Here is an 18,508-nt window from a genome sequence, read left to right as displayed (position 1 = left end):
CCCGGTGGGGGTGACGGGCGGCGCTTTGTCGACGCGGGTTTCGCCATGCGTGGCCCCGAGCGGCCGTGCCCCATGCCATGGCCGATCGGCGGCAGGGCCCTGTGCTTTCCTGTTTGCCTGTGTGGACGAGTGATACCGATTTGGAATGGGTACCGCCAATGTCTTGATTGGAATCGTCGAGGGATCGCCTCTACAGTGCTCCGACCGATCAGCACAAGCACCATCGACGCCGCCGCAGGCGTCGCAGAACCGGAGACAAGACATGGCCCATACCCGGCGTCCCTTGCTGGAGCCGACACTCGAGTCCGTGACGGCCAAGGCGGTCGCGCGTCTGCTGCCCTTCCTGCTGCTGATGTACGTGCTGGCCTTTCTGGACCGCGCCAACATCGGCTTTGCAAAGAAAGCCTTCCAGCTCGATACCGGCCTGTCGGATGCGATGTTCGCGTTTGGCGCAGGCCTGTTCTTCATTGGCTACGCGCTGTTCGAGGTGCCGAGCAACCTCGTCATGCACCGCGTCGGCGCGCGCGCCTGGATGTGCCGCATCATGGTCACCTGGGGGCTGATCTCGGCGGCGCTGATGTTTGCGCGCAGCGAGACATCGTTCTATCTGCTGCGCTTTCTGCTCGGGGTCGCCGAGGCCGGGTTCTTCCCCGGCGTGATCTACTACCTGACGCAGTGGTTCCCTGCCGGCGCGTGCACCCGTGTGATCGGGCTGTTCTACTTCGGCGCGCCGCTGGCCTTCATTTTCGGCAGCCCGCTGTCGGGTCTGCTGCTGGACATGCATGGCCTGCTGGGCCTCAAGGGCTGGGAGTGGCTGTTCCTGGTCGAAGGACTGATGGCCTCGGCCGTCGGCGTCTGGGCTTGGTGGTACCTGGACAATGCGCCGCGCGATGCCCTCTGGCTGACGCCGCGAGAGCGCACGATGCTGAGCGCTGCAATCGCCAGCGAACAGCGCCTCAAGGAGGCTAGTGGGCCAGCCACCGTGCGCGACGCGCTGTTCGACGGCCACGTGCTGTTCATGGCGCTGATCTACTTCCTGATCCAGCTCAGCGTCTATGGCCTGGTTTTCTACCTGCCGACGCAGGTCGCCGCGTTGCTGGGCAAGAAGGTCGGTCTGGAAGTCGGCCTGGTGACTGCCATTCCATGGATCTGCGCGTTGGTCGCGGCCTACGGGGTGCCGCGCATGGCCGAACGCAGCGGCCGCCACGCCACGCTGGCCCTGGTGACGATGCTGGTTTGCGCGCTGGGCATCGCGGTGTCGGTGAACGCCGGGTCGCCGCGGGTCGCCCTGGTCGCACTGTGCTTTGCTGCGGCGGGCTTCATTGCCGTGCAGCCGCTGTTCTGGACCTTCCCGACCCGCTACCTCGGCGGTGCGGCCGCCGCCGGCGGCATTGCGCTGATCAACTCGATGGGCGCGCTCGGCGGCTTTGTCGCGCCCAACCTCAGGACCTGGGCCGAGCAGGCTTTCGCCTCGTCGGGCGCCGGCCTGAACCTGCTCGCCGGCACCACCGTTGTCTGCGCGCTGCTGTTCATCGGCCTGCACAGTGGGCGCGGCACCGGGGCCAAGGCCCGCGCTTCCCGGTTGTGAAAAGCCCATCCCCATCGAGGGCGCGCGTGCGGGCAACGCGGTCACGCTGGAGATCCGGCTGGCTGTAGAGGTCGGGCGGAACCGGCACGCAGATAGTCCAGCACCGCCCGAGCATCCCCTTCGAACGCGATGCGCCCGGACCGGCTTTGGCGCTGGAAGGTGTACATCGGGTCGTAGTAGTCGCGCATCAGCGCCGCGATCCAGCTGCGGTGCAGCGCGACGCCGCCGCAGGCCTGCTGCTGCGCCAGCGCCGCCTGCATGGTTTTGCGCAGTTGCTGGTACCGCTCGCCGCCGAGCCGTTTGGCCAGCCTGTCCAGGCCTTGCTGCAAGCGGGTGGCGAACGTCTCAAAGCCCGGGGCCGGGCCATGGGCTGCGATATGGTCGGCGCAGGGCCCGAGCACGTAGTCGCGCACGATGCGCTCGACCCGCGCGTCAAAACCGTCCTCCAGACACACGATGCGCGCGTGCTCCAGGCGCTGGCGCAGCGCCAGCGGCACCGCGCATCGGCCCACGTGCCGGCCCTCGTCTTCGAGCACGAACAGCGGTCGTCCCTGCTGCGCCCGCTTTTTCAGGATGTCGATGGCCAGCCGGTGCTCGAAGTCGATCTGGCCGGGCTGGCCACTGAGGCGCTGGCCGAAGCTGGAGCCGCGGTGGTTGGCGTGCCCTTCGAGGTCAATGCCATGGGTCAGCTGCGCGATCAGCTCGGTCTTGCCGACTCCCGTCAGGCCGCTGAGCAAAACAAAATCGCATTCCTGCGACGCGGCCTGCAGGGTCTCGGTCAGGAACAGGCGCAGCGCCTTGTAGCCCCCGGGAACGCGGGGGTAGGCGATGCCGGCCTCGCTGGCCAGCCACTGCTGGGCGATCTGCGAGCGCAGCCCGCCCCGAAAGCAATACAGCAGGCCCGCCGGATGGGCTTGGGCAAACGCCGCCCAGGCTGCGATGCGCGCATGCTTCATGGGGCCGGACACCAGGTGCTGCCCCAGCGCAATCGCTGCCGACTGGCCCTGTTGCCGGTAGCAGATGCCCACCTGGTGCCGCTCGGCGTCGTTCATCAGAGGGTGATTCTGTGCGCCGGGGAAGGCGCCCTGCGCAAACTCGACCGGCGCGCGCACGTCCATCAGCGGCACATCGTGCAGGAAGATATGCCGGTAGTCGCAGTGGTCTTCGTGCATCAGAGCAGCACCACGGCAAGGGCCTGCCGCACCGTCAGGTGGCCGATGGGCGCCAGCGCCAACCCCAGTTCCAGCGCCAACGCCAGAAACTCCTGCTCGCCCTCCGGGGCCACGGCGACCAACAGGCCACCGCTGGTCTGGGGGTCGCACAGCAGCTGCTTTTGCGCCTCGGTCAAAGGGGCCACCTTGGCGCCATAGCTGTCGAAGTTGCGCTGCGTGCCGCCGGGAACGCAGCCCTGGGCCAGGTAGTCATCGACCCCCGGCAACCGGGGCACGGCGGCGGCGTCGAGCACGGCGCTCAGGCCGCTGCCTTCGGCCATCTCGAGCAGATGCCCGAGCAGACCGAAGCCCGTGACGTCGGTCATCGCGCGCACGCCGGCGAGCCGGCCAAAGCGGCTGCCGGGCTGGTTCAGCGTGCACATCAGGTCGCGTGCCACCCCCCGGTCTTGCGCACGCAGCCGGGACTGCTTTTCGGCCGTGGTCAGGATGCCGATTCCCAGCGGCTTGGTCAGGTACAGCCGGCAGCCGGCCGTGGCGGTGTCGTTGCGCTTGAGGTGGCGCTTGTCGACGAGGCCCGTCACGGCCAGGCCAAAAATCGGTTCCGGCGTATCGATGGAATGCCCGCCCGCGAGCGCAATCCCGGCCGCAGCGCAGGCCGCACGGCCACCGCGCAGCACCTCGCGCGCGACTTCGGGCGGCAGGACGTTCACGGGCCAGCCCAGGATGGCGATCGCGAGCAAGGGGTCGGCGCCCATCGCATAGATGTCGCTGATGGCGTTGGTGGCGGCGATGCGCCCGAAGTCGTAGGGGTCGTCGACGATGGGCATGAAGAAGTCGGTCGTCGACACCACCGCGCGCGCGGCATCGAGCGCATACACGGCGGCATCATCGCGCGAGGCATTGCCCACCCACAGCCGGGGGTCGGGATGTTGCGCTCCGCTGTCGGCCAGAATCACCTCCAGCACCTGGGGGCTGATCTTGCAGCCACAGCCGGCGCCATGGCTGTAGCGGGTCAGGCGGATGGGGTCGGGCAAGGGGGTTTTCGGGGACATGCCGGCGAGTTTCGCACGGCGCGCTGCCTGCGGCTACGGGCGACCGCACCCCGGGCCTGACCGGGTCCCCAAGGCAGCGCCCGGGAACGGGGTCCGGGCTGGCTCGTTGCGGCTTGGGCGCCTACAGCAGAACGATGTCGTACTGCTCCTGCCCCAGCGCACTTCCGGCCTGCAACGAAATGGGTTTGCCGATGAAGTCGCTAAGCCCGGCCAGATGCTGGCTTTCCTCGTCCAGAAAAAGCTCCACCACCTGCGCCGAGGCCAGCACCCGGAACTCGCGCGGGTTGAACTGGCGGGCCTCGCGCAGGATCTCGCGCAGGATGTCGTAGCACAGGCTGCGCGCGGTCTTCACGCTGCCCTTTCCCTGGCAGGCGGGGCAGGGCTCGCACAGCATGTGCGCGAGCGATTCGCGGGTGCGCTTGCGCGTCATCTCCACCAGGCCCAGTTGCGAGAAGCCGCCCGCCATGGTCTTCACGCGGTCGCGCACGAGCTGTCTGCGGAACTCGGCGAGCACTGCCTCCTGGTGGGCGCTTTGCGCCATGTCGATGAAGTCCACGATGATGACCCCGCCCAGGTTGCGCAGACGCAGCTGGCGCGCTATGGCGCCTGCGGCTTCCAGGTTGGTCTTGAAGACGGTGTCGTCGAAGTTGCGCACGCCCACGAAGCCGCCCGTGTTCACGTCGATCGTGGTCAGGGCCTCGGTCTGGTCCACGATGAGGTAGCCGCCGGACTTCAGATCCACCCGCCGGCCCAGCGCCTTGGCGATCTCCTCGTCGATGGAATACAGGTCGAAGATCGGCCGCTCGCCCTTGTAGTGCTGCAACTTGCCCGCGGCTGCGGGCATGAATTCCTGCCCGAACATGCGCAGGCGCTGGAATTGCTCCAGGGAGTCGATCCGGATGCCCTGCGTGTGCTCGCCCACCAGATCGCGCAGCACGCGCTGCAGCAGGTCCAGGTCCTGGTGCAGCAGCGACATGGCCGGCAGCCTGAGCGCTGCCTGCCTGATGCGCGCCCAGGTCTTGCGCAGGTAGGCGATGTCCTCGGCCAGTTCGGCGTCGCTCGAGTCCTCGCCATTGGTGCGCAGGATGAAGCCGCCGCCACCGCCCGTGGACCTGTCGCCCACCAGCGCCTGCAGCCGCGCACGCAGTGCGTCGCGCTCGGCGCCGGGGATTTTCTGCGACACGCCCACATGCTCGTCCTGCGGCAGAAACACCAGCAGGCGGCCGGCGATGCTGATCTGCGTGGACAGGCGTGCACCCTTGTTGCCGATGGGGTCCTTGATGACTTGCACCATCAGCGCCTGGCCTTCGAACACCTGTTTTTCGATCGGCCGCTGCGGCTCGCCCTTGCGTGCCAATGCGGGCGCTTCGCCGTCGGGCTGGCGCTGCCACACGTCAGCCACGTGCAAGAAGGCCGCGCGCTCGAGCCCGATGTCGATAAACGCCGACTGCATTCCCGGCAGCACACGCGAAATCCGACCCAGGTACACATTGCCCACCAGCCCCCGCTCGAGCGGGCGTTCGATGTGCAGTTCCTGCACCGCGCCGTGCTCGATCACGGCCACACGGGTTTCCTGCGGCGACCAGTTGATCAGAATGTCTTGTTGCATGGCGTACGGCATGGGTTCTTGGAGTCAGGGCAGCAGGCCCGCCGCGCGCAGCAGCTGCGCGGTCTCGTACATGGGCAGGCCCATGATGCCCGAATAACTCCCCGTGAGGGACTGAACGTACGCCGCCATCCGCCCCTGTATGCCATAGGCTCCGGCCTTGCCCAGCGGCTCGCCGGTGGCCACGTAGGCGGCGATCTGGGCGGGCGTCATGTCGGCAAAACGCACATGCGACACCGACAGGGCCGCAAGGCGCCGGGGCCCCCGCTGCAATGCCACGGCGCTGAGCACCCGGTGCCTGCGCCCCGCCAGTTCGCCCAGCATGCGGGCTGCGTGCGCCGCATCGTCCGGCTTGCCATAGATGGTGCGGCCCAGGGCCACCGTCGTATCCGCGCAGAGGATGGGCGCGTCGGGCAGCCCCCTGCGTGCGCGGCGGACGATTGCCGCATCGAGTTTGCGACCCGTGACGCGCTCCACGTAGCGGGCGGGCGCTTCGCCAGGCAGCAGCGCTTCGAGGGCCTCGGCGTCCTCCGCCTCGTCCCCCGCGGCATTCGGCAGCAGCAGTTCGTATCGCACGCCCAGCTGATCGAGAAGCTGGCTCCGGCGCGGGCTCTGGGAAGCAAGATAGATGAAGTCGGGCATGGACGGATTTTGCCGGCTCTGCCCACGGCAGCGGGCCGCTGCGGGTCAGCCGCCCAGCCCCTGGACCGCCATGTACTGCGCGCGCCAGGCCTCGAACGGCAGCGTGTCGGCGGCTTCGATGGCCTTTTGCTCGGCCATCGATGCGTCCGCCAACGCCAGGTAACGGGCCTGCTGCCGGGCCGTCCACGGGAGCGCGAGCAGCGCGTCGCGCGCCCGGATGGACTGCTGGCGGGCGAAGGCGTCAAAGCTGTTGCCATGCCCCTGCACGATGCACTCGAGCACGCGGGCCGACGGCGTGCTGTCGGGCGCGGCCATGAGCGCGCGCGCAGCGCGCAGCGCAGCGCCGTGCTCGCCGCTGCCGTGGGCAGCGTCCAGCGCTGTGGCCAGGGGCTCACAGGCCGCCAGCACCTCGGCGCCCCAGTCGGTCAGCAGCACGTCCTGGCCATTGCGCTGCAGGCGCAGGCCGATCTCGCGCCCGCGCTCGGCCACAAGCTGTTGGTTGTGCTGGAGCTCGGCAATCTCGGTGGGCGTGTCGGGCGGGCTGTCGGACAGCAGGCAATGCAGCAGGAACACGTCCAGCAGGCGCATGGTGGACGCCGTGATTCCCACGGGAACGAATGGGTCCAGGTCCATCAGGCGCACCTCGACATATTCCACTCCGCGCTCGCGCAGCGCGTGCAAAGGGCGTTCGCCCGTGCGCACGGTGCGCTTGGGGCGGATGGTGCCGTAGAACTCGTTTTCTATCTGCAGCAGGCTGGTGCCCAGCTGGTTGTAATCGCCGCCGGGGTTGCGCACGCCCACGGCCTCGTAGGCCGGATACGGCCGGGTGAGCGCCTCGTGCAGCGAATCGGCGTAGCCCCGCAGGCCGTTGTAGCTCACGGCCAGCGTGGCCTGGGCAGCGCTCTGGTAGCCCAAGCGCCCCATGCGCAGCGAGGTGGCATGCGGCAGGTAGAGCGCGCCGCCGCCATCGAGCCGCTCGAGGCCATGCTCGCGGCCATTGACAAAGCACGGACACAGCGCGGGCGACGCGCCAAACAGGTATAGCAGCAGGAACGCGTGGCGGCGGAAATTGCGGATGAGCGCGAAATACTGCTCGCTGTCCACCCCCGGTAACGACCAGTTGTAATGGATCCCCGAGATGGTCTGCATGCGCCGGCCGTAGCGCAGGCCCAGGCCCATGCGGTACACGCTCTTGGCGCGACCGATGTGCGAGCTACCGTAGCGGGCCAGCGGAATGGTTTCGTCGGTGGGCAGCTTGCAGGGCATGCTCGAAGCCCATAGCAGTTCGCCACCGCTGCCATCCAGGGTGCGGTGTACGAACTGGTGCACCTCGGTCAGTTCGTCCAGGCATTGCTGCACGCCTTCGTGGGCGCCGGTGATCAATTCGAGCTGCGACTCGCTGTAGTCGGTAGTAATCAGCGGGTGCGTGAGCGCCGCCCCCAGGGCCAGCGGGTGCGGTGTGAGGGCCAGTCCCCCGGCGGGCAGCACACGCAGGCCCTCTTTTTCGATGCCACGGCGCATCCCCTTGAGGGTATCTGCCGGGTAGGCCGCGAGTCTGTCGTGCAAATTACGCATGTTGGCAATCCATCTCTTGTTGTTCTCCCGGAACTTAGCACGGAGCCGGCTGACGCGCCCGGACACAGGCCAAGTTCCTGAGTAGCCACCTGCCTGCTTTCATCATGGATTGTCCCTGTCAGCACTGGACAAGCATGTGAACAAGTTTCGACAAATCCTGTATGGCGGTTCCAAGTGCTTGATTCATAAAGGAAATCACGAGCAGCACATTTTTTGAGCACAGACGGCGTGGTGATGCCGAAACAGCTGCACAAAGACAAACCCCCCAGCCTTGTGGGCTGGGGGGTTTGAGGGCTGTAATAGCCTGACGATGACCTACTTTCACACGGGAACCCGCACTATCATCGGCGCAAGGTCGTTTCACTGTCCTGTTCGGGATGGGAAGGAGTGGGACCAACCTGCTATGGTCATCAGGCATAACCGGGTGTCACCCTGGCTTCGCGTCAGGGCGACGCATTCATAGAGTCTGGAATCAGATTTTGTATTTTGACTGCGTCCACATGGCACGGGCATAACTGTCCTGTCCTTGACGGCTCCGAGTCCATCAAAGTTATAGGGTCAAGCCGCACGAGCAATTAGTACAGGTTAGCTCAACGCATTGCTGCGCTTGCACACCCTGCCTATCAACGTCCTGGTCTTGAACGACTCTTCAGGGGGCTCAAGGCCCCGGCAGATCTCATCTTGAAACGAGTTTCCCGCTTAGATGCTTTCAGCGGTTATCTCTTCCACACTTGGCTACTCGGCCATGCCACTGGCGTGACAACCGATACACCAGAGGTGTGTCCACTCCGGTCCTCTCGTACTAGGAGCAGCATTCCTCAAATCTGCAACGCCCACGGAAGATAGGGACCAAACTGTCTCACGACGTTTTAAACCCAGCTCACGTACCTCTTTAAATGGCGAACAGCCATACCCTTGGGACCGGCTACAGCCCCAGGATGAGATGAGCCGACATCGAGGTGCCAAACACCGCCGTCGATATGAACTCTTGGGCGGTATCAGCCTGTTATCCCCAGAGTACCTTTTATCCGTTGAGCGATGGCCCTTCCATTCAGAACCACCGGATCACTATGTCCTGCTTTCGCACCTGCTCGACTTGTCAGTCTCGCAGTCAAGCACGCTTTTGCCATTGCACTATCGTCACGATTTCCGTCCGTAACTAGCGTACCTTCGAACTCCTCCGTTACGCTTTGGGAGGAGACCGCCCCAGTCAAACTGCCTACCATGCACTGTCCCCGATCCAGTTTCATGGACCAAGGTTAGAACCTCAAACACACCAGGGTGGTATTTCAACGTCGGCTCCATACAATCTGACGACTGCACTTCTTCGCCTCCCACCTATCCTACACAGATCTGTTCAAAGTCCAATACAAAGCTACAGTAAAGGTTCATGGGGTCTTTCCGTCTTTCCGCGGGGAGATTGCATCATCACAAACATTTCAACTTCGCTGAGTCTCAGGAGGAGACAGTGTGGCCATCGTTACGCCATTCGTGCAGGTCGGAACTTACCCGACAAGGAATTTCGCTACCTTAGGACCGTTATAGTTACGGCCGCCGTTTACTGGGACTTCAATCAAGAGCTTGCACCCCATCATTTAATCTTCCAGCACCGGGCAGGCGTCACACCCTATACTTCCACTTTCGTGTTTGCAGAGTGCTGTGTTTTTATTAAACAGTCGCAGCCACCGATTTTTTGCAACCCCTTCCGGCTCCCTCTGTTCGAGTTCACCTACTCAGGGCATACCTTCTCCCGAAGTTACGGTATCAATTTGCCGAGTTCCTTCTCCTGAGTTCTCTCAAGCGCCTTAGAATACTCATCTCGCGCACCTGTGTCGGTTTGCGGTACGGTCGCGTGTAGCTGGAGCTTAGTGGCTTTTCCTGGAAGCAGGGTATTACTCGCTTCGTCTGCTTGCAGACTCGTTATCACCCCTCATCTCAGCCCGGCGGATTTGCCTTCCGGGCACGACTACCGGCTTGAACCAACTCTTCCATCCGTTGGCCGAGCTAACCTTCTCCGTCCCCACATCGCACTACACTTCGGTACAGGAATGTTCACCTGTTTCCCATCAGCTACGCATCTCTGCCTCGCCTTAGGGGCCGACTCACTCTACGCCGATGAACGTTGCGTAGAAAACCTTGCGCTTACGGCGAGGGGGCTTTTCACCCCCTTTCACGCTACTCATGTCAGCATTCGCACTTCTGATACCTCCAGCATCCGTCTCCAGACACCTTCTCAGGCCTACAGAACGCTCTCCTACCACTTGCGATTCCTCGCAAATCCGCAGCTTCGGTAACTGGCTTGAGCCCCGTTACATCTTCCGCGCAGGACGACTCGATCAGTGAGCTGTTACGCTTTCTTTAAATGATGGCTGCTTCTAAGCCAACATCCTGACTGTCTTTGCCTTCCCACTTCGTTTCCCACTTAGCCAATTTTAGGGACCTTAGCTGGCGGTCTGGGTTGTTTCCCTCTTGAGTCCGGACGTTAGCACCCGGTGCTCTGTCTCCCAAGCTCTGCTCTGCGGTATTCGGAGTTTGCATAGGTTTGGTAAGTCGCCATGACCCCCTAGCCTAAACAGTGCTCTACCCCCGCAGCCAATACTTGAGGCACTACCTAAATAGTTTTCGGAGAGAACCAGCTATTTCCAAGTTTGATTAGCCTTTCACCCCTATCCACAGCTCATCCCCTAGTTTTGCAACACTAGTGGGTTCGGACCTCCAGTACCTGTTACGGCACCTTCATCCTGGCCATGGATAGATCACTTGGTTTCGGGTCTACACCCAGCGACTTCTTCGCCCTCTTCGGACTCGATTTCTCTTCGGCTTCCCTATTCGGTTAACCTTGCCACTGAATGTAAGTCGCTGACCCATTATACAAAAGGTACGCAGTCACCCCTCTCAGGGCTCCTACTTTTTGTAAGCATGCGGTTTCAGGATCTATTTCACTCCCCTCCCGGGGTTCTTTTCGCCTTTCCCTCACGGTACTTGTTCACTATCGGTCGATTACGAGTATTTAGCCTTGGAGGATGGTCCCCCCATCTTCAGACAGGATTTCTCGTGTCCCGCCCTACTTTTCTCCAGCTCAGTACCACACTCCAGTTTTCGTCTACAGGGCTATCACCTTCTATGGCCGGGCTTTCCATCCCGTTCTTCTAACTGTCTTGCTATCTCTGGAAGGCTCTTCCAATTTCGCTCGCCACTACTCTCGGAATCTCGGTTGATTTCTTTTCCTCGGGCTACTTAGATGTTTCAGTTCGCCCGGTTCGCCTCGCATGCCTATTTATTCAGCATGCGATACCTCTTTCAAGGTGGGTTTCCCCATTCAGATATCTCCGGATCTCAGCTCTTTTGCCAGCTCCCCGAAGCTTTTCGCAGGCTATCACGTCTTTCTTCGCCTGTAATCGCCAAGGCATCCACCACATGCTCTTAGTCACTTGACCCTATAACTTTGACGTCTCTTTCGAGCCGCCTCCGTCTTCTTCAAGGACCTGCCAGGTCTTTCACCTGGCGCGTTATGCCGTAATGCGACTCCGGATCTTTCGATCCTTCATCGTTTACTTGAATTTCAAACCAAGTTTGAATATTCGTTTTGACGCAATCAAAATTTCTCGTCGCCAGCCATCCCGCTTCCACCTCTTACGGCTTCGCGGTCCTCGCCGGCGACTCTGATTTCGACTCTATGAATTTTTAAGGAACAGCCGATTGATCGCTTGATGTCGATCAACAACGAAGCAGCCTCTCTCGAAGCCGCTTCGGTGTTGAATGCCTTTCCCACTGCACTTGGTGGAGGATGACGGGATCGAACCGACGACCCCCTGCTTGCAAAGCAGGTGCTCTCCCAGCTGAGCTAATCCCCCTTCTTTCCGTGCCTGCCTCGGTTGCCCGCTCCGCCTCTTGGTGGGTCTAGTTGGGCTCGAACCAACGACCCCCGCCTTATCAAGACGGTGCTCTGACCAGCTGAGCTACAGACCCCCGTCGGCTCGCGCCAACCTTCCCTCCTACAACCGATGAGTGTGGACGTTCAATCTTGAATGCTTTCTTCCCAGAAAGGAGGTGATCCAGCCGCACCTTCCGATACGGCTACCTTGTTACGACTTCACCCCAGTCACGAACCCTGCCGTGGTAATCGCCCTCCTTGCGGTTAGGCTAACTACTTCTGGCAGAACCCGCTCCCATGGTGTGACGGGCGGTGTGTACAAGACCCGGGAACGTATTCACCGCGACGTTCTGATCCGCGATTACTAGCGATTCCGACTTCACGCAGTCGAGTTGCAGACTGCGATCCGGACTACGACTGGCTTTTTGGGATTGGCTCCCCCTCGCGGGTTGGCTTCCCTCTGTACCAGCCATTGTATGACGTGTGTAGCCCCACCTATAAGGGCCATGAGGACTTGACGTCATCCCCACCTTCCTCCGGCTTGTCACCGGCAGTCTCATTAGAGTGCCCATCTTAATGTAGCAACTAATGACAAGGGTTGCGCTCGTTGCGGGACTTAACCCAACATCTCACGACACGAGCTGACGACAGCCATGCAGCACCTGTGTTACGGCTCTCTTTCGAGCACCTCTCCATCTCTGGAGTCTTCCGTACATGTCAAAGGTGGGTAAGGTTCTTCGCGTTGCATCGAATTAAACCACATCATCCACCGCTTGTGCGGGTCCCCGTCAATTCCTTTGAGTTTCAACCTTGCGGCCGTACTCCCCAGGCGGTCAACTTCACGCGTTAGCTTCGTTACTGAGTCAGTCAAGACCCAACAACCAGTTGACATCGTTTAGGGCGTGGACTACCAGGGTATCTAATCCTGTTTGCTCCCCACGCTTTCGTGCTTGAGCGTCAGTACAGGCCCAGGGGATTGCCTTCGCCATCGGTGTTCCTCCGCATATCTACGCATTTCACTGCTACACGCGGAATTCCATCCCCCTCTGCCGTACTCCAGCCATACAGTCACATATGCAGTTCCCAGGTTGAGCCCAGGGATTTCACATCTGTCTTGCATGACCGCCTGCGCACGCTTTACGCCCAGTAATTCCGATTAACGCTCGCACCCTACGTATTACCGCGGCTGCTGGCACGTAGTTAGCCGGTGCTTATTCTTACGGTACCGTCATCTGCCCCAATTATTCATCAGGACCCTTTCGTTCCGTACAAAAGCAGTTTACAACCCGAAGGCCTTCATCCTGCACGCGGCATGGCTGGATCAGGCTTGCGCCCATTGTCCAAAATTCCCCACTGCTGCCTCCCGTAGGAGTCTGGGCCGTGTCTCAGTCCCAGTGTGGCTGGTCGTCCTCTCAGACCAGCTACAGATCGTCGGCTTGGTAGGCCTTTACCCCACCAACTACCTAATCTGCCATCGGCCGCTCCGTCCGCGCAAGGCCTTGCGGTCCCCTGCTTTCATCCTCAGATCTTATGCGGTATTAGCAAAGCTTTCGCTCCGTTATCCCCCTCGATCGGGCACGTTCCGATGTCTTACTCACCCGTTCGCCACTCGTCAGCGTCCGAAGACCTGTTACCGTTCGACTTGCATGTGTAAGGCATGCCGCCAGCGTTCAATCTGAGCCAGGATCAAACTCTTCAGTTCAATCTCGTCTTCTCTTGCCCTTGCGGGCTACTCAAAAGAATCAAAGTGAATCTTCACTTCTGTCTCATGAGCATTTGCGGCCCCCAGGCTCTCACCCGGGCGCCAGTTCCTTGGAACTTGGCATTCGCCATCAAACGCCCACGCTTATCGGCTGTTTGTTTTTAATGATCCTGCTCGCCAAGGCTGCCCGTGGCCCCCTTCGCTTCCCAACCCGGCCTCGATCAGCCAAGCCGCGCACTATAGCACGGCTTTTTGTGCTCCGTCAAACTTTTCGCCAAAATTCCTGCTCGCCCGCCCGCTCACACCCGCCACTTTTCCAACAGCTTGTCGGGACTGAGGCTGTCGTAGCCTTCGAAGGGCTGATGGATCCAGGGATTGGTCGGAAGAAATTCCACCGCGTAGTCCGGTGAGAACGTGGACATGCCCTTGGTCCAGATGACGGCACTGCGCAATTGCGTGATGGATGCGTAGTTGGTCTTGAGCATGTCGATGACCATGCGCAGGGTGTTCCCGGAATCTGCGAGGTCGTCAACCAGCAGCACCCTGCCTGCGAGCTCGCCCTTCGGTGTCGTGATGAAGCGGGCGATATCGAGATGCCCCTGCACCGTGCCCGCCTCCGCCCGGTAGGAACTGGTCGACATGATGGCCAGCGGCTTGCCAAAGACACGGCTCAGGATGTCACCCGGTCGCAGGCCTCCCCGCGCAAGACAGAGGATCGTGTCGAACTCCCACTCCGACTGGTGCACCTTGAGTGCCAGCTTCTCTATGAGGCTGTGGTATTCGTCATAGCTGACGTAGAGGTGCTTCCCATCTTCGGTCAGCATGGAGTGGCTCCTGCGCGGACAGGCTGGTCGGCGCGGCGGTTGTGGGCGTCAATCCACGGCATAGGGGTGCCGCAGCGTGATGGTGTGATTCCGATCCGGGCTGGTGGAGATCATGTCGACAGGAACCCCGGCGACCTGCTCGATGCGCTCCAGGTAGCGGCGCGCGCGTTCGGGCAGTTGCGCATAGTCCGTCATCCCTGCGGTGGATTCGCTCCAGCCAGGCAGGGTCTCGTAGATCGGAATGCAGCGCGCGATGTCTTCCGCCCCCATCGGCAGCAAGTCGATGCGTTCACCGTCGAGTTCATAGCCGATGCAAAGCGATAGTTCGCTCAAGCCATCGAGCACGTCCAGCTTGGTGATGCACAGGCCGGAGAGGCCGTTGACCTGCGCGCTGCGCTTGAGCAAGGCGGCGTCAAACCAGCCGCAGCGGCGGCTGCGCCCCGTCGTCACGCCCTTTTCAGCGCCGATGGTGCTCAGGTGGTGCCCGGGTGTGCCTGGCGTTTCCCAATCCAGTTCCGTGGGAAAGGGCCCACCTCCCACGCGGGTGCAATAGGCCTTGGTGATTCCCAGGATGTAGTGCAGCATGCCCGGGCCAACGCCCGAACCAGCGGCCGCGTTGCCCGCGACGCAGTTGCTCGAGGTCACGTAAGGATAGGTGCCGTGATCGACGTCCAGCAAAGTGCCCTGCGCGCCCTCGAAGAGAAGGTTGGCTCCGCCGCGGTGGGCCTCGTTCAACTCGCGCGAAACGTCCGCCATCATGGGCTGGAGCCGTTCGGCCTGGTGCATGGCCTCGGCGTAGACCGTGCTGAACTGCACCTTGCCGTCCTGGATGTACGGTTTCAGCGCGGCACCAAAGACCGATGCGTCAACGCGCAGGTGGGTCGTCAACAGGTGGTTGTAGAGGTCGAGCAGTTCGCGCAGCTTGGCAGCAAAGCGCTCCGGGTACTTCAGGTCCTGTACGCGCAGGGCGCGTCGCGCGATCTTGTCCTCGTACGCCGGGCCGATGCCCCGTCCGGTGGTGCCGATTCTCTCGCTGCCGCCCTGTTCGCGCGCGGCTTCCCTGGCCACGTCGAGCGCCGCATGAAAGGGCAAAATCAACGGGCAGGCCTCGCTGATGCGCAGGCGCGAGCGCACTTCGACGCCCGCTTTCTCGAGCCCCTCGATTTCCTCGAATAACTTGGTAGCCGAAAGGACCACGCCGTTGCCGATGTAGCACTTGACCCCGGCGCGCATGATGCCGCTGGGAATCAGGTGCAGCGCTGTCTTCACCCCGTTGATCACGAGCGTGTGGCCCGCGTTGTGCCCGCCATGGAAGCGGACGACTCCCTGTGCACTCTGCGTCAGCCAATCGACCAGCTTGCCCTTGCCTTCGTCACCCCACTGGGTACCGACCACCACGACGTTGCGCCCCTTGCTTGTTTGCATCTCGAATCCAGTTCAAATGCCCATGGCTCAAACGGTCTGCACGACCCATTGGCCCGCGATCCGACGCAGTTCACGGTCGCAGTGAAATTCATCCACTTCGCTCTCATGCCCTGGCAACACGCAGACCACCGTCTCTCCGGCACAGCGCAACTCGGAGATCGCCGCATGCACGTCGGCCGCCTCCCCCCAGGGAGCACGAATCGCCGCTTTCAGGGCGCGCGGCGGCACCAGCGCCACCAGCTGCTTGATGTCCAGGCTGAAACCCGCAGCGGGCCGGTTGCGACCGAAAACCGCGCCCACCTCGTCATAGCGGCCACCGCGCACCAGGGCATCACTCGCCCCCTGGGCGTAGATCGCAAAGCGCGCACCGCTGTAGTACGCGTAGCCGCGCAGGTCCGCAAGATCGAATGTGATGGCAGCACCATCGCCGTCGAGCCGGGACGCGAGCCATTGCAAATTCGCCAGCACCTCGGGCACACCCGGTATGCGCTCGAGGACCTTCTGCGCCTCGATCAGAACGGATTCATCGCCGTATAGCTGCGGCAGGGCGAGCAAGCCCTGTCTGGAGTCTGCGGGGAAGTCGCGGGTGAGCCTGGCCAGTTCCCCGGAGTCCTTCGCGGCCAAGGCCGCATGGAGGCCGCTCAGGAGCGAAGGACCCAGATCCATGCCGGACAAGAGCCTGCGGACGATGCGCACGTCCGCCAGATCGATCGTGGTGTCGCGCACACCGGCAACGCGCAGGCATTCCCTGGCCAGTTGCAAGGCTTCCAGATCGGCCTCGAGCCCGGCGTGTCCATAAATCTCCGCGCCAAATTGGAGCGGTTCGCGGGTGGCGTGCGGCCGATCGGGACGGGTGTGCAAAACGGGCCCGCAGTAACACAGGCGCGTGACTCCTTGCCGATTGAGCAGATGTGCATCGATGCGCGCGACCTGGGGCGTGGTGTCCGCCCGCAGGCCCATCGAACGCCCGGAGAGTTGATCCACCAGTTTGAAAGTCTGGAGATCGAGGGTCTCACCGGTTCCTGTCAGCAGCGATTCGAGATGCTCCATCATGGGCGGCATGACCAGCTCGTAGCCGTAACACCGCGCGGCATCCAGCAGCCCACGACGCAATTCTTCGATGTGCCGCGCTTCGGATGGCAAGACATCGGCAATGTGATCCGGGAGGACCCAGGCGGACATGGAAAAGAGCGGGCTGTTAAAACTGCGATTCTAGTCCGAACTTTGGCCCTGATTCGGCCCAAACCCGGCATGCATGCTGGCAGAAACCCAACGGGCTTTCATGCTTGTTCAAAGCGCTTGCACCGCGTCTGCCCCGCCGAATCGCGGGGCTTGGGTTGGGGGGCCTGAGCGGGCATTTATTTCGGGTTAATCATGCTTGGGGTGTGCGCGTCCGTCGCTGCGGCCTGCCCGACCGCTTCCTCGGCCGCCTCTATCGCGTGCGCACGCCGGGTGATTTCGGCGCCAATCGGCGGTCCCTTGAAGCGGCGCCGTTCGACGCCAAACCACAGCAGGGTCAGAAACAGGACGATGCCGCAGATGTAGTCGATCAGGACGTCCGAAGGCGGCTGAATCCCCGCGTAGATCAGCACCCCGACGCCCATGCACGACAGGACCGCCAGGGGTTTGGACCAGATTCCCAAACGGAACGGGCCAAACTGCGTCCACCGCTTGCCCTCGGCAAAGAATCCGGCGGCAATCGGCATCGCGTAGGACACGTAGATGAAGAGCGCGCAGCCTGCGGCCAGCGCCGAAAAGGCCGGGGAGTAGAGGGTTGCCGCGACCGAGCAGCCCGCGCCGAGCCAAATGGCCGCCACCGGCGTGCGCCAGCGCGCGCTCACGCGGCGCCAGATGCGCGAGCCCGGCAAACCGCCGTCGCGCGCAAAGGCGAAGATCATGCGCGAGGTCGAGGTCAGACCCGCCAGGGCGCAGATGAAATTCGCCACGACGATGGCGATCGCCAGAACATTCTTCAGCCAGGTCGGCGCAGGCAGCGTGTTGAACAGATTGAACCAGGCGCTGCCGCCTTCCTTGGCCATGGCCGCCAAATCGGGACTCGCCAGCACAAAGGACGCTGCCATCACCAGACCGAACAGCACGGACCAGAAGACCGAATGCAAGATGCCGCGCGGCACGGCGACCCGGGCGTTATGCGTCTCTTCCGCGGTGTGCGCCGAGGCGTCGAAGCCCGTGATCGTGTAGAGCGGGTAGAGCAGGCCGATCAGGAACGCGACGAACGCGCTGCGCGGCTGCGCAATCAGCCCCCCGCCGGCCTCTCCGGTCATGTTGGCAAACGTCACCAGACGGGAGAAATCCCAGGTCGCTCCCCAGATGAGAAACGTTGCGGTGAGCACGATGGCGACGACGAAAATCAGGTAGCCCGAGAAGTTCGTCAGCATCGTCGTGAGCCGGATACCGAAATGATTCGTCAGCGCCTGCACCAGCGTAATCAGCGAGACGGCGGCGATCTGGACCCGGATCGCATGTGCGTTGCCGTCTTGGGCGGGATCGACGGTGAGGCTGCCCACATCGACGTGGAACACGCCCGCCAGGACCAGGTCACGAAAAAGGTACCAGACTCCCACGTTCACCGAGGCCACCACGAATAGCAGCCCGATCAGGTTGAACCACGCCGTGGCCCAGCCCCAGCCGCGTCCGCCAAAGATCGAGGACCAGTGATAAAGCCCCCCGGCCGTGGGATACGCAGAGCCTATCTGCCCCAGACAAAGGGCCACCACCAGCGCGAAGCAGCCGCCGACGATCCAGCCGACGAATACCTGGAACCCGAAACCGGTGCTCAGAGCCTGCGGGAACGAGGTAATGCCACCCGCGAGGATGCAGATGATGGAAAAGGAAATCGCAAAATTGGCAAACCCGCTCATGCGCCGCGCCAACTCCTGCGCGTAGCCCATGGAATGCAGGGTTTTGACATCTTCGTCTATCGGCTGGTTCATGCTGGCTCCCGAAGTGATGGGGTGGCGGACCCCGGATGATGGGGCGCACGCGAACGCGCCCCTGTCGCGGCTTTGACAGACGCCGAGGCGGCCT

At 62.5% G+C, this 18,508-nt stretch carries 10 protein-coding genes, 2 tRNA genes and 3 rRNA genes; 1 reads left to right on the top strand and 14 read right to left on the bottom strand.

Features of this window, described 5'->3' with window-relative positions; genetic code table 11:
* Window positions 1–262 precede the first annotated feature (262 nt).
* Entirely contained in the window at window positions 263–1,588 is a 1,326-nt protein-coding gene (locus D5041_RS18815; RefSeq protein ID WP_265285459.1) for an MFS transporter, read from the top strand.
* Between the two features lie 41 nt (window positions 1,589–1,629).
* On the opposite strand, the gene mnmH is transcribed toward D5041_RS18815, so the two are convergent.
* From mnmH to D5041_RS18745, 14 genes are all read right to left on the bottom strand, one after another.
* On the bottom strand, window positions 1,630–2,760 hold the full coding sequence (mnmH, locus tag D5041_RS18810) for a tRNA 2-selenouridine(34) synthase MnmH (RefSeq protein ID WP_265285458.1): 1,131 nt from the start codon (window positions 2,758–2,760) through the stop codon (window positions 1,630–1,632).
* Window positions 2,760–3,794 carry a selenide, water dikinase SelD gene (selD, locus tag D5041_RS18805; RefSeq protein ID WP_265285762.1) on the bottom strand — a complete coding sequence of 345 codons (1,035 nt, stop codon included), beginning with the start codon at window positions 3,792–3,794 and terminating at the stop codon, window positions 2,760–2,762. Before selD ends, mnmH begins: the two co-directional genes overlap by 1 nt.
* Before the next feature lie 139 nt (window positions 3,795–3,933).
* Window positions 3,934–5,421, bottom strand: a complete 1,488-nt coding sequence (gene rng / locus D5041_RS18800) for a ribonuclease G (RefSeq protein WP_265259011.1) — start codon at window positions 5,419–5,421, stop codon at window positions 3,934–3,936.
* A 24-nt stretch (window positions 5,422–5,445) separates the two neighbouring features.
* Window positions 5,446–6,060 (bottom strand): Maf family protein, encoded by a 615-nt coding sequence (locus tag D5041_RS18795; protein WP_010104661.1) that lies wholly within the window; start codon window positions 6,058–6,060, stop codon window positions 5,446–5,448.
* A 45-nt stretch (window positions 6,061–6,105) separates the two neighbouring features.
* Complete coding sequence (gshA, locus tag D5041_RS18790; RefSeq protein WP_010104663.1) at window positions 6,106–7,635, bottom strand: glutamate--cysteine ligase; 1,530 nt, start codon at window positions 7,633–7,635, stop codon at window positions 6,106–6,108.
* A gap of 302 nt (window positions 7,636–7,937) precedes the next feature.
* Window positions 7,938–8,050 (bottom strand): 5S ribosomal RNA (gene rrf, locus D5041_RS18785).
* 139 nt (window positions 8,051–8,189) lie between these two features.
* A 23S ribosomal RNA gene (locus D5041_RS18780) occupies window positions 8,190–11,072 on the bottom strand.
* A gap of 341 nt (window positions 11,073–11,413) precedes the next feature.
* A tRNA-Ala gene (locus tag D5041_RS18775) sits at window positions 11,414–11,489 on the bottom strand.
* A gap of 38 nt (window positions 11,490–11,527) precedes the next feature.
* Window positions 11,528–11,604 (bottom strand) — tRNA-Ile (locus D5041_RS18770).
* 74 nt (window positions 11,605–11,678) lie between these two features.
* Window positions 11,679–13,211: ribosomal RNA gene (locus D5041_RS18765) — 16S ribosomal RNA — on the bottom strand.
* The 16S, 23S and 5S rRNA genes sit together here with 2 tRNA genes alongside, the layout of an rRNA operon.
* Window positions 13,212–13,510: 299 nt before the next feature.
* Window positions 13,511–14,035 (bottom strand): phosphoribosyltransferase, encoded by a 525-nt coding sequence (locus D5041_RS18760; RefSeq protein WP_010105455.1) that lies wholly within the window; start codon window positions 14,033–14,035, stop codon window positions 13,511–13,513.
* A 48-nt stretch (window positions 14,036–14,083) separates the two neighbouring features.
* Window positions 14,084–15,460: an adenylosuccinate synthase gene (locus D5041_RS18755; protein ID WP_265285457.1), complete on the bottom strand. Its 1,377-nt coding sequence runs from the start codon at window positions 15,458–15,460 to the stop codon at window positions 14,084–14,086.
* A 27-nt stretch (window positions 15,461–15,487) separates the two neighbouring features.
* On the bottom strand, window positions 15,488–16,642 hold the full coding sequence (locus D5041_RS18750) for an ATP phosphoribosyltransferase regulatory subunit (protein ID WP_265259008.1): 1,155 nt from the start codon (window positions 16,640–16,642) through the stop codon (window positions 15,488–15,490).
* A 176-nt stretch (window positions 16,643–16,818) separates the two neighbouring features.
* Entirely contained in the window at window positions 16,819–18,414 is a 1,596-nt protein-coding gene (locus tag D5041_RS18745; RefSeq protein ID WP_010105452.1) for an amino acid permease, read from the bottom strand.
* Window positions 18,415–18,508: the final 94 nt, after the last annotated feature.

Source organism: Verminephrobacter aporrectodeae subsp. tuberculatae (assembly GCF_026127385.1).
GTDB lineage: Bacteria > Pseudomonadota > Gammaproteobacteria > Burkholderiales > Burkholderiaceae_C > Acidovorax > Acidovorax aporrectodeae.
This window is presented reverse-complemented; position numbering and strand designations above follow the sequence as displayed.

Coding starts and splice junctions, on each gene's coding strand:
- D5041_RS18815 (WP_265285459.1), top strand. CDS start 263: ATGGCCCATACCCGGCGTCCCTTGCTGGAGCCGACACTCGAGTCCGTG.
- D5041_RS18795 (WP_010104661.1), bottom strand. CDS start 6,060: ATGCCCGACTTCATCTATCTTGCTTCCCAGAGCCCGCGCCGGAGCCAG.
- D5041_RS18755 (WP_265285457.1), bottom strand. CDS start 15,460: ATGCAAACAAGCAAGGGGCGCAACGTCGTGGTGGTCGGTACCCAGTGG.
- rng (WP_265259011.1), bottom strand. CDS start 5,421: ATGCAACAAGACATTCTGATCAACTGGTCGCCGCAGGAAACCCGTGTG.
- mnmH (WP_265285458.1), bottom strand. CDS start 2,760: ATGCACGAAGACCACTGCGACTACCGGCATATCTTCCTGCACGATGTG.
- gshA (WP_010104663.1), bottom strand. CDS start 7,635: ATGCGTAATTTGCACGACAGACTCGCGGCCTACCCGGCAGATACCCTC.
- D5041_RS18750 (WP_265259008.1), bottom strand. CDS start 16,642: ATGTCCGCCTGGGTCCTCCCGGATCACATTGCCGATGTCTTGCCATCC.
- D5041_RS18760 (WP_010105455.1), bottom strand. CDS start 14,035: ATGCTGACCGAAGATGGGAAGCACCTCTACGTCAGCTATGACGAATAC.
- D5041_RS18745 (WP_010105452.1), bottom strand. CDS start 18,414: ATGAACCAGCCGATAGACGAAGATGTCAAAACCCTGCATTCCATGGGC.